This window comes from Herbaspirillum sp. GW822-FHT03A08 (genome assembly GCF_058801885.1).
On sequence record NZ_JBXANR010000001.1, the window covers coordinates 21,073 to 34,185 of the forward strand.

The window sequence follows — 13,113 nt, forward strand, 5'->3', positions numbered from 1 at the left end:
GCAGTGAAACAGCGAGCTGCGCGATCGACGATTTATGCATCCCGGCCTGCAAGGAAAAGCGGCACGCCGGAGAACGAGACAACCCGTAGACGGGTCAGGAATTACTTAGTAGTTGAACAAGATTTGTCGCTGGGACAGCCGTCACTATAACCGAATTGCTTAATGAAGTCCAGGAATGACATTTCAAGGAGTCATAACCGCCGAATCTGTAGACGTGAAAAAACCGGCTTTCAGGCCGGTTTTTATTGTTTTCGGGTAATTTTTGCGCCTGGAATCAGCGCAAATTATCCTGCCGCGGAAAAGCGCTGAAGCGCTATTTCAACGCACCGAATACCTTGCCGATGATGGCGCTGCCGGCGCCGACAGGATCGCGGCGAATGGCTTTTTCTTCTTCGCCGATCATGTAGAACAAACCGTCGAGCGAACGTTGGGTGACGTAACCTTCAACCGTCGATTGCTCACCCGACACCAGACCGGTCTTGGCGACTTGCCCCATGGTGCTGTTGTACTTGGCCGAGAGACCGTTTTTGTCCGTGATCTTTTTGACGATGGGGAGGAATTTTTCACCCAGCGGCGTGGCGGTCTTCTGGCGGAAAAAATCCGTTACGGAAGTGTCGCCGCCGGAGAGAATATTTTTCGCATCCGTCACCGACATCGACTTGACGGCATTGATCAGCAAAGGCTTGGCTAGAGGTACAGCGGACTCTGCGGCACGGTTCATCGACACCACCAGATCGTCCAGCTTCTGCCCTTGCCCGGTCATCTTCAGCAGCGGCATCGCTTGCTGCAAAGGTCCTGGCAACTGAATCTTGACCTTGTCGTTGTTGAGGAATCCGTTCTCGACGCCGAGCTTGGAGACGGCGACGTTGGCGCCCTTCTCCAGCGCCGCCTTCAGCCCGCTGGTTGCATCCTGATTGCTGATGTCGGAGAGCGAAAAGGCAAACGCCAGCGTGCTGCACAAGACCAGGCCGGCAGCGATGGAAACGTGTTTAACCGGCTTGAATGAAGGTTTGGAAAGTGTGCGAATGCGAGGCATGGAAACTCCGTAAGAAATGACCGTGCCATCATAATACGCGCCCTGCTTGCGAGACTATCGGCGAATATCGATTTATTGGCGCTTTACTTGCTGGCCGCTGCTTTACCGTGCGTCAACTCTCTACCCGCATTGTGCGGAAGGCGGCGGGTCACGGGCACCGAGGCGACCGAGAACAATCCGACCACCAGGAAAGCCGGCCAGAAGTCGGCTTCGACGATCGTCGCGTGACCTTGCACATAATTGGAAATCTGCAGCACCAGACCCGCAATCGTCACGCCCATGCCCAGCGACAATTGCTGCACTACGCTGGCAAGGCTGGTCGCGCGTCCGGCGTCGCGGTTGCTGATGTCTGCGTAGGCAATCGAATTGAGGCAAGTGAATTGCAGCGACGGGAAGAAGCCGCCCAGCAATACCGATAGCAGCATCACCAGATACGGCGTGTGCGAAGTGAACAAACCGTACGACGCAATCGCCATCCCCGCAAACACCGCATTGAACATCAGCACCGTGCGAAAGCCGTAGCGGCGCAGCACCGTTGATGCCAGCGCCTTCATAAACATGGCGCCGAATGCCGAGGCGCACGTAATCGTGCCGGCCTCAAACGGATTCAGTCCCAGCCCCTCTTGCAGCGCAAGCGGCAACAGGAAAGGCACCGCACCCAGCCCGACGCGAAACAGCGAACCGCCCAGCACGCTGGCGCGCAGTGTCGGAATTTTCAACAGACGCAGGTCGAGCAAAGGATGTTCGACCCGCATCGCATGACGGAAGTAAAAATACAGCGCAATCGATCCGACCACGCACATGATGATCGGCCACTCCTGAGGGATCAGGTGGTTGCCGATCAGCGAGAAGCCGAGCATCGCCACCCCGCCGCCGCAGGCAGTCAGCAAGAAACCCTTCATGTCGAGCGGCGCGGCGTCCGGTTCACGGAAGTTCTCGATATAGCGGCCGGCCAGATACAGGCCGAGGATGCACATCGGAATGTTGATCAGGAAAATCCAGCGCCAGTGAAAATACGTCGTGATGAAACCACCCAGCGGCGGTCCGATCACCGGCCCCAGCAAGGACGGCAACGTGAGATAGCTGATCGCCTTGACCAGCTCGGCCTTGGATACGGAGCGGACGATGATGATGCGCCCCACCGGCACCATCATGGCGCCGCCGATGCCTTGCAGAAAGCGCGCCGCCACGAAGGTGAACAGCGTGTTGGACAAGGCGCACAGGATGGAGCCTGCCATGAAGGTGATCATCGCCGACCGGAAAATTGTCTTCGCGCCAACCCGGTCCGCCACCCAGCCTGAAATCGGGATGAACACGCCGAGGCTGACCACATAGGAGGTCAAGGCAAGTTTCAGGGTGATGGGATCCTGCCCGAGGTCGCGCGCCAGCGCTGGCAAGGAAGTAGCGATGACCGTGACGTCCATGTTTTCCATGAACAGCGCACAGCCGACAATGAGCGGAACGATAAGCGAGGGAGACACGTTGATGCGGTACGACTGGAAAGAGTTCGGGCTGTTTCGGCGGGCCTGGTTGCTGCTTCGGTGCTACCGGCCTCGCTTCTGACAGCCTTCTAAGGTCGGACCAGTTTACACCACTTACGCGTTTGGCGTTGCGGACAGGAAATTTTACTGACAAATCGTTGACGTTTTCGTTAAAACACAACAACGCTGTCAATCGCAAAATCAACAAAAAATCAACGAAAAAAACGGCTCGGCGACATGCCGAAGTGCTTCTTGAACATTGCCGCGAATGCGCTCTGGCTGGTGTAACCATGATCCAGGGCCACGTCGATGATCTTGTCACCGCGGGCGAGATTTTCCAGCGCGAGCAGCAGCCTCGCCTGCTGTCGCCAGTGACTGAAACGCATGCCGGTTTCGCGCAAAAACAAGCGATGAAATGTACGCGTGGCGATGCCCAGTTGTTCCGCATGCGCATCGATGGTGGCCGTCTCATCCGGCTGCGCCATCAGCGCTTCGCAAATCCTGCGCAGGCCTTCATCCGCAGGCAACGGAAGGTACAGCGGCAGCACCGGCACCGATCGCAATTCATGCACCAGCAGACGCAACAGATGCCAGTCGCGCGTATCGGCATTGAGCTCGGGGCCGATGCCGACCGCCGCCACGATCAGCTCGCGCAATAACGGCGGGATATCGAGCACGCAACTCTGCTGCGGCAAGTTCGGCAGCTCCTGCAAGTTGACGAACACCGTGCGCATCTTGACGTCGCCGCGCATGCGCACCTGATGATCGACTTCGGGCTGCAACCAGACGCCGCGCGTCGGCGGCACCACCCAGCGTCCCTCCGCCGTCTCCACCACAAGGACGCCTTCGATCGCATACAGCAACTGCGCATAGGCATGGCGGTGCGGTTCGATCACATGGCCGTGCGGATAGTCGATCGCCAGCGCGGCGGCAGGTGCATTGGAATCGATCAGGTGATGGTAGTTGGAGGTATCCATGGCTGGAGCACAAAAAAATGACGCCTGTCACTTTTGCGACAAGCAAAGGCATGTTAGCACGCGACGGACTTATCGATTCCACGCAAGATAGGCCTCGTCTTCCTTACGACCGTCATCACCAACACGCGACAGCACACCAACGAGCCTCCCCCATGCCACTGACTTCCTACCTCTATCCCTTCCTTGCCATCGTGCTTTGGGCGGGCAATGTCATCGTTTCAAAAATGGCCGCCTCCGCGATCTCGCCGACGGCCATCACTTTCTATCGTCTGATCCTGGTGCTGCTGTTGATGAGTCCCTTCGTCCTGCGGCCGCTGTGGCTCAATCGCGCGCTGATTCGCCGCCACTGGTGGCAGCTTGCCATCTCCGGCCTGCTTGCCATGGCGCTGTTCCAGAGCCTGTCCTATCGCGCTGCGGAGAGCACCACCGCCACCAACATGGCGATCGTCACTGCGCTGATTCCTCTGCTGACGGCGCTGCTGAGTGTAATCGTCCTGGGTGAAGCCATTACCGTCGGCATGGCTGCCGGCGGCTTGCTGTCGTTCACCGGTTTGCTGTATCTGGTCGGACATGGGGATGTGAGCGCGGTCCTGCGCGATGGCGTGCATCTGGGCGATGCATTGATGCTGCTGGCGGCCTTGTCCTATGCCTTGTACGGCGTGCTGCTTCGCTTGTGGAAGATGAGCGTGCCGGTCTGGCAAGCAGTCTATATGCAAGCCATCGCCGCACTCGTCCTGATGCTGCCGCAATTCCTGCTGCTGCCTGCCGGGACTGCAGTACTTGATGCGCGCACGCTGCCGCTGATCGGCTATTCGGGTATCGGTTCCTCGATACTGTTGTCCTTCCTGTGGATCGAAGGCGTCAAAAAACTCGGACCGAATCGCTGCAGCATCTTCATCAATCTGCTGCCGGTGTTGACGGCGCTGTTCGCCATCCTGTGGCTGCACGAAGCCATGCATGCGTATCACGTCATCGGCGGCGGCATCAGCCTGGTCGGGGTCTTGCTCACACAGCTTGTACAACGTCCGCTGTTCGGGACCCGCATCGGTTATCGCTGATCGGAATCATTTTCTTCTTCACCGATTTGACATCATGTCCGCATTGACGCTTCTACTTCTATCGCTGGCACTACTTCTGGCTTATGGCCGGGATCTGCCTGCGTTGAAGCGGCTCATTGCAAGTTGCGAGTTGCGACGCTGAAGCGGTTTCCCTCTGATCCCGGCCGGATGACGATGCATCGATGCGTCGATGTATCGCTGGGGAAACCGGACCATCCTTTCATTCAGCGGAGTTTCACCGTGATTGCTCATCCTCATACCAAATATCGCTCACTCTCCCCTGTCGATCTGCCTGATCGCCAATGGCCGTCGCGCACCATCGTCAAAGCGCCGACATGGCTGTCCACCGACCTGCGCGACGGCAACCAGGCGCTATTCGAACCCATGAATAGCGAGCGCAAGCTGACCTTGTTCCATCAATTGGTCAGGCTGGGCTTCAAAGAAATCGAAGTCGGTTTTCCTGCCGGGTCGCAGACAGACTTCGACGTCGTGCGTCGGCTTATCAATGAGCGGCACATCCCCACCGACGTCACGCCGATGGTGATGACACAACTGCGCGAAGAGCAAATCGTTCGCACGGTGGAGTCGCTGCAAGGCGCGCCACGCGCGATCGTGCATTTCTACAATGCTGTCGCACCGGTATGGCGTGAAGTTGTATTCGGCCTCAGCGTACCGGAAGTGATGCAACTCATCGAGCGCAATGTCCGCCTGCTCAAAGAGTTGACGGCACAACGTCCCGAGACCGAATGGATCTTGCAATATTCGCCGGAAACTTTTTGCATGGCCGAACTCGACGTATCGCTGCAAGCCTGCCATGTCGCCATCGAAACCTGGGATGCAGGACCCGGTCGCCCCGTCATCATCAATCTTCCGACCACCGTGGAAGTCAGCACACCCAATGTGTTTGCGGACCAGATCGAATGGATGGATCGCCGCTTGCCGCGCCGCGAACACGTCGTGCTGTCGGTGCATCCGCATAACGACCGGGGCACCGGCGTTGCCTGCGCAGAGCAGGCGTTGCTGGCCGGTGCGCAACGCGTGGAAGGCTGCCTGTTCGGCAATGGCGAACGCAGCGGCAATCTGGACGTGGTTACGCTGGCGCTGAATCTCTATACCAATGGCATCGATCCGCAGCTGGATTTCTCCGACATCGCCGCTGTCGCACGGATCGCGGAGAGCTGCACGTCGCTCCCGATTCATCCGCGCCATCCTTACGTCGGCGATCTGGTGTTCACCGCGTTTTCCGGCTCGCATCAGGACGCGATCAAGAAAGGCTTTGCAGCGCAACAGTCTGACGGTTTGTGGAAAGTCCCCTACCTACCCATCGATCCGAAAGATATCGGCCGCACTTACGACAGCATCGTCCGCGTCAACAGCCAGTCGGGCAAGGGAGGCATCGCCTTTCTGCTGGAGCGCGACCACGGCGTGGTGATGCCGCGCCGCATGCAAGTGGAGTTCAGCGCGATTGTGCAGAGACATGCAGATGCCAGCGAAACAGAAATCAGCAGTGCGGCCTTGTGGGACCTGTTCGAACAGACTTATCTGGTTTCGTCCGGCGATGAAAATCACATGCGATATCTGAACCACCGCTTGCGCGATGTCGACGCCGGTCAGCAAATCGTGCTGGAAGTCGTCACTGGCGGCGAGACGGTCCAATTGCGCGGGACGGGCAACGGACCGATTGCGGCTGCCGTCGATGCCTTGCAGACCCGGTTGCAGGGCTTGCGCATTGACGGCTACGAAGAGCGCAGCATCGGCAGCGGCGCGCACGCACAGGCATGGGCCATCGTGGAGGCGGCGGCGCCCGGCACGCCCGGTACCCGTTTCGGGGCCGCCCGGCACGTCAACATCGTGACGGCGTCGATACTTGCCGCCATCAGCGCGGTCAACCGGCTGAGCATCTTGTAGCCGGCATTGAAACGCTGAGCCTGACCCGGTTTCGCGCATGATCGCACAAGCGCGCGAAACCGGTGTCTGTGCTCAGGAACCAATGCGGCCTTTTCCTCCCAAAGACAGAGAACCAGAGAGACGGCGACCGGCAAGCTCAGTACAATTGCCATGCCATTCGCGATGCAATTCGCCCGTCCTTTGCGTCCATTCTCCCGCCCACTTCAACAAGAGGAAACTGCATGAATATGACTTCCGACGTCAGCACTACCAGCAACGCAAATCCCGGCTACTCCCCTCACGACACGCACAGCAAGACCATCGGTTACCTGCTGTGGATTTTCGGCTTTACCGGTTCGCACCGTTTTTACTATGGCAAACCGATTACCGGCACCATCTGGTTCTTCACGCTGGGCTTGCTCGGTATCGGCTGGATCATCGACTTGTTCCTGATCCCCGGCATGGACAAGCAAGCCGATCAGCGCTTCAGCGGCGGCAACATCAATTATTCGGTGGCATGGCTGCTGCTGACTTTCCTCGGCTTTTTCGGCATCCATCGCATGTACATGGGCAAATGGCTGAGCGGCATCATCTGGCTATTCACTTTCGGCGTGTTCGGCTTTGGCGTGCTGTATGACTTCTGGACGCTCAATACGCAAATTTCCGAACGCAATCACGCCGTCGGCTTGTCACCTTGATCATTCGTCCCGATCACTCTCCCGCACACGCATAAACACGGCAAAGCGCGGAATACCGCTATCGTTCACCCCACGATAGCGGTAAGTCACCAGACTGCCGATGGCCGGCGGATAGCGCCGCTGCTCATCCGTCAGGCCGCTGCCGAGCTTGAAGCGCTGCCCCTCCGGCGTCTCCACCAGCAAGGCGCCCACCATCCCCGCGTACTTTCCCTTGCCCGGCACGTGGCCGACGACACGTGCTTCGGTATCGTCATACGGCTTGAACTTGAGCAAATCGTCGTTGCGCTCAGCGCGGTAAAGCGAAGCGCCGCGATGCAGCACCACGCCTTCACCGCCTTGCGCGACGATCCTGTTCATCATTGCCTGCAAGCCATCATGATCCGGCACCTTGATCTGATCGACAATCTGCACCCACGGCGAGTGTATCTTCTGTACGGTGGTAAGCAGCGCTGGGAGACGCTCGTCGAAGGTCCCAGCGTGTCCCGGCAGATCGAACACCATGAAGCGCATCTGACGCCACGCTGTGTCGTCGGGGATCTGCTGCCGGACCGTCGACAAAGCATGCGAAAAATGTCCGCGGCCGGCCCATAGCTCGCCATCCATAGCCACAGCCGGCCAGCCGGCGACGAACCAGTCCGGCGCATGAATCACTTCGCCGCCGCGTGTCAGGAGCTGACGGCCATCCCAGTAACCGCGCACGCCGTCGAATTTCTCACTCACCCAATAGTCATCAAGGACAATGCCGGGCCGATAGACATTGGCCAGCATGACGGGTGCACGCGCCGCCACGGATTGAGAAGAATGAAATACAAAAAGGAAAAAGAAAAACAGACGCAGAACATTTCCTGCAGACCGTGCGCAGACTTGCGCACGGCGGTACTTCACGTGATACATACGGGCTCCTGTGAGCCCTCCCTGTGGATGATGAACGGATCCTGTAGCGCTGGTTCGGGCGGTATGCCTTACGCTTTTTCTTTTTCAGGCTTGTCAATTTTCTCCGGCTTGAATCGTGTCACCAGGAGTTGGTTGATTCTATTGCCTTCAATGTCGACAACTTCGAATTTGTAATCGGCGAATAGCGCAAAGTCGGTTTTTTTCGGAATTTTTCGCAGCATGTACATGATGAAACCGGCCAGTGTTTCGTATCCCATCGGATTCGGATACTCGCTGATGGAGAGCGCATTCATCACCTCGGCCAGCGGCGTGAGGCCGTCCATCAGCCAGGAGTGCTCGTCGCGCTTGACAATCTGCTGTTCTTCCGACGACAGGTTCAGCAGATTACCCATCAGCACGCTGGTAACATCCGTGATGCTGATGATCCCGACCACCAGCGCATATTCGTTGACGACGACGGCGAGGTCTTCGTCGACGGCTTTCATGCGCTCCAGCACTTCCCACAGATTGAGACTGTCGGGAATCGACAGCGGCACATGGATCAGCCCCTTGTCGCGCAGCGAGAACTGCTCGCCCTTGAGCAGGCGCTTGAGTACATCCTTGCTGTCGATGTAGCCGAGCACGTCGTCGATATTGTTTTCGCAGACGAGGAAGCGCGAGTGCGGATGATCGATGATCTTCTGACGCAACATTTCCTCGGTGTCGGTGACGAGGAAATAGACAATGCTCTCGCGCTGCGTCATCGCCGAAGGCACGTAACGGCTTTCCAGCTCGAACACGTTTTCGATCAGGTGGTGCTCCTGATGCAGCAAGGCACCGGCCTGCGCGCCGGCGTCGACGATGGCGTGGATCTCGTTGGGCGTAATGACGTCGTGACGCACCTGCGGCAAACCGAACAGAGTGAAAAACATCTTCGACAAACCGTTGAACAGCCAGATCAGCGGCTTGAATACGCTCTCAAGAAACAGCATCGGGCTGACCAGCATGATGGCCGCTCGCTCAGGCGCCAGCATCGCCAGACGCTTGGGCATGAGGTCGGCAAACAGAATGAAGAAAGAGGTCACCAACAGGAAGGAAATCGAAAAGCTCACCGTATCCAGCCACGGCCCCTGATACACCGTGCTCACTGCGCTGATCATGTGCGGCGTCAGCGCCGGCTCACCGACTACGCCGCCGAGGATAGCGACCGCGTTCAGGCCGATCTGCACCACCGTGAAGAAATTGCCTGGCTGCGCCTGCAAGGCAAGCACGCGTAAAGCATTGGCGTCGCCTTCCTTGGCGAGCATTTCGAGACGGATTTTGCGCGAGGCGGCGAGAGAAATTTCGGCGCAGGATAAAAATGCGCTGATGACCACGAGCAAGAGGATCAGTAAAAAGCTGGCGAAAAAACTCATTTTTCTTATCTCTTGAAGTCGCTATGTGCCTATTCTCTCCTGTCGGAGGTGAAAAGTACAATTTGCGGCTTAGCGGCATGAACAAAGCGGCGCTTTGCTCACGCCGCTCAATAGACGTCGCGGCGGTAGCGACCCTGTTCGGCCATCGACTCCAGCGCTTCTTCGCCCAGAATCGCGCTCAGCGCCTGCGCCACGCCGCTTGCCATGCCATCCAGACTGCCGCAGACATAGATGGCCGCACCATCGTCAACCCACTGTTGCAGCAGGTGCGCCGCTTCGCGCAGACGGTCCTGCACATAGATGCGCTGCGCCTGATCGCGCGAAAAAGCCAGATCCAGACGTTCCAGCATGCCTTGCCCCTGCCAGCTTTCGATCTCGGAGCGGTGGAAAAAATCGTGCTGCACGGAACGTTCGCCGAACAGCAGCCAGTTGCGGCGACGGCCCAGGGCGATACGCGCCTTCATGTGCGCGCGCAAACCCGCAAGGCCGGTGCCGTTGCCGATCAGGATCAGCGGGCAATCGTCGGCCGGCGGGTGAAAACCGCGATTCGGCCGCACGCGCAGATCGAGCTCGCCCTGCTCGGCCAAATGCGCCGTGAGCCAGCCGGATCCCAGTCCCAGATTGCCGTCCGGCAGAAGCGTCTGGCGCACCAGCAATTCCAATTGGCCGTCCTGCGGCAGCGAAGCGATTGAATATTCGCGATGCGGCAGCGGCTTGAGGCTGTCCACCAGAACTTGCGCCGTCATTCCCTGCAATGATGCCAGTTCCGCAGCATCGTGCGGCAGCAGACTGCGTGCCAGAACGTCGCCCAGCGCCTCGTCCAGTACGGGCGCGCTGCCATCCAGTTGCAAGGCATCCAGCAAGGCGCGCACTCTGGCGGGATCATTGCGCGGACCGATTTCGGCGATGTCGCCGGCTTGCCACGACAGTAACTGTTGTGCATCGACTGGCTTGAAAGATAAATGGAAAGCCGCGCCGCCTGCACTGCCGGGATTGAGCAGACGCCGTTCGGACAAAGTCCAGCGCTCGTAGCCGGGGGCGCTCCAGTCGGCCATGTCGGTATGGCCGCTCAGTACGCCCAGATGATGCTGCCAGTGGCGCAAGGCGCCGGTGTCGCCGTTATCCACTTCCACCATGTCGAACATCGCGTGCGCGCCATGGTGACGCAGCCAGGCGTCAAGCGCATGACCGAAGGCGCAGTACTGCACATAACTGCGGTCGCCGAGCGCCAGCACCCCATATTGCAAATCCTGCAGCGTCGCCGCCTGCCCCATCACCTTGCGCGCAAACCCGGCGGCGCTGTCGGGGGCGTCACCCTCACCCGTGGTGCTGGCCACGAACAGCACGCGCCGGGCCGCTTGCAATTGCGCCAGATCCACTTGCGCGAAGCTGCAGGCGCGGACCTGCATGCCGGCGTCTTTCAAGGCTTGCGCAGTCTGTTGTGCGATCTGTTCGGCAAATCCGGTCTGGCTGGCAAAGGCGATCAACACCTCTTTCGTAGTATCGCCCGTCGGACTTGCATCGCTGTTCTGCCATGCCGATGCCGCCTGCTGCTTGCGACGATGCCCGACGAAAATAACGCAGCAGAACACCATGTAAAACAGCAGCACCAGCGCCGCCACGAACAAGCGTCCCGTGGCGCCGTCCAGTAATTGCATCTGGCCGACGGCCACCGTTGCACCGATGCCGCAGGCCAGACCGATCAGGCCGGAGCCGGGTATGAATTGCGTCCGCACAGATTTGCTCATCCCAGCATCGCCTGCATGGCCGGTGTCAGGCGTTCACGGAATCCGTCGCCGTCGCGGCTGATGAACAAAGCCGCGAGGCCGTTCTTCAATGCCAGCGCGAGCCCCTCTTCATCGCCGAGCACCATCAATGCCGTGGCCCAGGCGTCGGCGGTCATGCAGTCGGCATGCAGCACGGCGACCGACGCCAGCGCATGTGCGACAGGTTGCGCCGTACGCGGATCGATGGTGTGCGAGTAGCGGCGATCGCCGTCTTCAAAGTAACGCCGATAGTCGCCGGATGTCGCCAGCGCCACACCGTGCAGCGCTGCGATGCTTTGTACGTGTTCCTGCGTGACGGAAGCCACGGGGGGATGTTCCATCCCTGCCCACCACGGCTGACCATCTGCTTTGACGCCATGTCCGTATAGCTCACCACCGACCTCCACCATATAACTGACTGCGCCCATGCTGCGCAGATAAGCGGCAACCAGGTCGACGCCGTAACCTTTGGCGATGGAGGAAAAATCAAGATAGAGGCCGCCCGGTTGCAGCAAGGCATGGCGCGCGCGATCGATGCGTATGCGCCGCCAGCCGCAACGCTGACGTTCGTGCAAGATGGCTGCGTCGTCCGGCCGGTCCGTACGTTTGGGATCGGGACCGAAGCCCCAGAGATTAACCAGCGGACCGACACTCGGGTCATATGCGCCGCCGCTGCGCTCGGCAATTGCAAGCGCACAGTCGAGCACCTTTAGAAAGTGCACCGGCAACACATGCCAGCTATCGGCTGCCGCGTGGTTGTAGCGGCTCAGATCGGAGTCGGCGCTCCAGGTACTCATCTGCGCCACAACCAGGTCCAGTTGCCGTTGTACGCCCTTCTGAATCGTCTCCAGATCGCTGCCCTCCGGCCGGATCAGCTTGACCGACCAGGACGTGCCCATGGTCAGCCCCGACAAGCTGTCGACCACGGCATCGACCGGTACAGGATCAGGTTGGGAAAGGGTCAGCGGGATAAAGACGCGATTCATGACAACGCAGACAATTCATTCTGGAAAGAGACAGAGGGCCGTCGGATGACGGCCTGTAAAACAGCGTCCGCCGCCGGTACGGCGAACGCCTGGGCTTCACTAGCAGAACTTAAGGCGCCAGCACTTCCAGCGTAGCGGTGTAGTTGGCGCGACGATCGGTAGCCGGTTTGAGATTCGGCTTGTTGTCCTTGACCGTTGCTTCCATCCAGTACATGCCGGCGGAAGGCCAGGTTACGCTGAACTTGCCGTCGGCATCCGTGGTCGGCGTCAGTTCATTGAGCTTGTCGCGATAGCGTGTACCGCCCGGCACCACCGTCACCTTGACGTTAGCGGCAGGCTTGCCGTCGAGCAGCAGGCGGAAGTTCGCCGTCTCGCCGGCGATCAGATCGGTCGGATGCGTGATCGTCTGCAGCTCCAGACCGGAGCCGGTGGTTTCCAGCACTCTCTTCGACGGCTTGCCCGCGGTGACGAAGGTCTCGATACGGCCTTGCATCTGCGTCACTTGCAGATCTTTGGCGTCGGCCGGGACTTCCTTGGCAAGGGTCTCGGGAGTGCCGCGCCAGCGTCTGGTCTGGCCGGCGGCATCCTTGTAGCTGCCGAACAGACCCATGCTGATGACAGCAATCTTGTAGGTGCCGCTTTGCGTCAGATGCACGTCGAAGCTGGTGCGCAGTTTGCCGGTGTAGGCATTTTCCGGCGTGGCGAAGGTGCCGTCCGGCGCGGTTACCTGCAGACCGTCCAGCTTGAGCGCGAAGCTTTCAAAGAAAAACAGATCGTTCGATACTGCGGCGTCGACGCTGACCCAGGGATCGTTGCCCGACAAAACCGTCGACGACGGCAGCAGCCAGGTGCGGTGCGCGTTGGCCGACAGCGGCAGGCCGATCGCCAGTGTCATCGCGACGGCAGCGAGCTTGAATGAGAGTTTCATGTCGTCCC

General features: G+C 59.3%; 11 protein-coding genes. 3 read left to right on the plus strand and 8 right to left on the minus strand.

From position 1 onward, the window contains the following. Positions 1 to 313 precede the first annotated feature (313 nt). From AC1RN6_RS00135 to AC1RN6_RS00145, 3 genes are all read right to left on the minus strand, one after another. Positions 314 to 1,036 (minus strand): DUF4197 domain-containing protein, encoded by a 723-nt coding sequence (locus AC1RN6_RS00135; RefSeq protein WP_493002179.1) that lies wholly within the window; start codon positions 1,034 to 1,036, stop codon positions 314 to 316. Positions 1,037 to 1,119: 83 nt separating this feature from the next. Then, the gene (locus AC1RN6_RS00140; RefSeq protein WP_493003467.1) at positions 1,120 to 2,469 is read right to left on the minus strand and encodes an MFS transporter; all 1,350 of its coding nucleotides are present in this window, start codon (positions 2,467 to 2,469) and stop codon (positions 1,120 to 1,122) included. Positions 2,470 to 2,729: 260 nt separating this feature from the next. Next, positions 2,730 to 3,494, minus strand: coding sequence for an AraC family transcriptional regulator (locus AC1RN6_RS00145; protein WP_493002181.1), 765 nt, complete (start codon positions 3,492 to 3,494; stop codon positions 2,730 to 2,732). Positions 3,495 to 3,646: 152 nt separating this feature from the next. On the opposite strand from AC1RN6_RS00145, the gene AC1RN6_RS00150 reads away from it, so the two are divergent. From AC1RN6_RS00150 to AC1RN6_RS00160, 3 genes are all read left to right on the plus strand, one after another. Next, positions 3,647 to 4,552, plus strand: coding sequence for a DMT family transporter (locus AC1RN6_RS00150; protein ID WP_493002183.1), 906 nt, complete (start codon positions 3,647 to 3,649; stop codon positions 4,550 to 4,552). 240 nt (positions 4,553 to 4,792) lie between these two features. After that, a complete protein-coding gene (locus AC1RN6_RS00155) occupies positions 4,793 to 6,460 on the plus strand; it encodes a 2-isopropylmalate synthase (RefSeq protein WP_493002185.1) in 1,668 nt (555 codons plus the stop codon). 221 nt (positions 6,461 to 6,681) lie between these two features. Beyond that, positions 6,682 to 7,137 carry an NINE protein gene (locus tag AC1RN6_RS00160; RefSeq protein ID WP_493002187.1) on the plus strand — a complete coding sequence of 152 codons (456 nt, stop codon included), beginning with the start codon at positions 6,682 to 6,684 and terminating at the stop codon, positions 7,135 to 7,137. On the opposite strand, the gene AC1RN6_RS00165 is transcribed toward AC1RN6_RS00160, so the two are convergent. The 5 genes from AC1RN6_RS00165 to AC1RN6_RS00185 all read right to left on the minus strand — a co-directional run bounded on the left by AC1RN6_RS00165 (position 7,138) and on the right by AC1RN6_RS00185 (position 13,105). After that, entirely contained in the window at positions 7,138 to 7,974 is an 837-nt protein-coding gene (locus AC1RN6_RS00165) for a DNA ligase (RefSeq protein WP_493003468.1), read from the minus strand. 125 nt (positions 7,975 to 8,099) lie between these two features. After that, positions 8,100 to 9,425, minus strand: a complete 1,326-nt coding sequence (paeA, locus tag AC1RN6_RS00170; protein WP_493002189.1) for a polyamine export protein PaeA — start codon at positions 9,423 to 9,425, stop codon at positions 8,100 to 8,102. Positions 9,426 to 9,532: 107 nt separating this feature from the next. Then, on the minus strand, positions 9,533 to 11,173 hold the full coding sequence (locus AC1RN6_RS00175) for a sulfite reductase subunit alpha (protein WP_493002190.1): 1,641 nt from the start codon (positions 11,171 to 11,173) through the stop codon (positions 9,533 to 9,535). Next, positions 11,170 to 12,177, minus strand: coding sequence for an FAD:protein FMN transferase (locus AC1RN6_RS00180; protein WP_493002192.1), 1,008 nt, complete (start codon positions 12,175 to 12,177; stop codon positions 11,170 to 11,172). The genes AC1RN6_RS00175 and AC1RN6_RS00180 overlap by 4 nt, the downstream gene beginning before the upstream one ends. A 109-nt stretch (positions 12,178 to 12,286) precedes the next feature. Continuing rightward, a complete protein-coding gene (locus tag AC1RN6_RS00185) occupies positions 12,287 to 13,105 on the minus strand; it encodes a DUF4198 domain-containing protein (RefSeq protein WP_493002193.1) in 819 nt (272 codons plus the stop codon). Positions 13,106 to 13,113 lie beyond the last annotated feature (8 nt).

Bases quoted from the DNA above. Each gene is read 5' to 3' on its own strand.
- AC1RN6_RS00180 (WP_493002192.1), bottom strand. From the start codon at position 12,177: ATGAATCGCGTCTTTATCCCGCTGACCCTTTCCCAACCTGATCCTGTA.
- AC1RN6_RS00150 (WP_493002183.1), top strand. From the start codon at position 3,647: ATGCCACTGACTTCCTACCTCTATCCCTTCCTTGCCATCGTGCTTTGG.
- AC1RN6_RS00160 (WP_493002187.1), top strand. From the start codon at position 6,682: ATGAATATGACTTCCGACGTCAGCACTACCAGCAACGCAAATCCCGGC.
- AC1RN6_RS00175 (WP_493002190.1), bottom strand. From the start codon at position 11,173: ATGAGCAAATCTGTGCGGACGCAATTCATACCCGGCTCCGGCCTGATC.
- AC1RN6_RS00185 (WP_493002193.1), bottom strand. From the start codon at position 13,105: ATGAAACTCTCATTCAAGCTCGCTGCCGTCGCGATGACACTGGCGATC.
- AC1RN6_RS00135 (WP_493002179.1), bottom strand. From the start codon at position 1,036: ATGCCTCGCATTCGCACACTTTCCAAACCTTCATTCAAGCCGGTTAAA.
- paeA (WP_493002189.1), bottom strand. From the start codon at position 9,425: ATGAGTTTTTTCGCCAGCTTTTTACTGATCCTCTTGCTCGTGGTCATC.
- AC1RN6_RS00140 (WP_493003467.1), bottom strand. From the start codon at position 2,469: ATGGAAAACATGGACGTCACGGTCATCGCTACTTCCTTGCCAGCGCTG.
- AC1RN6_RS00145 (WP_493002181.1), bottom strand. From the start codon at position 3,494: ATGGATACCTCCAACTACCATCACCTGATCGATTCCAATGCACCTGCC.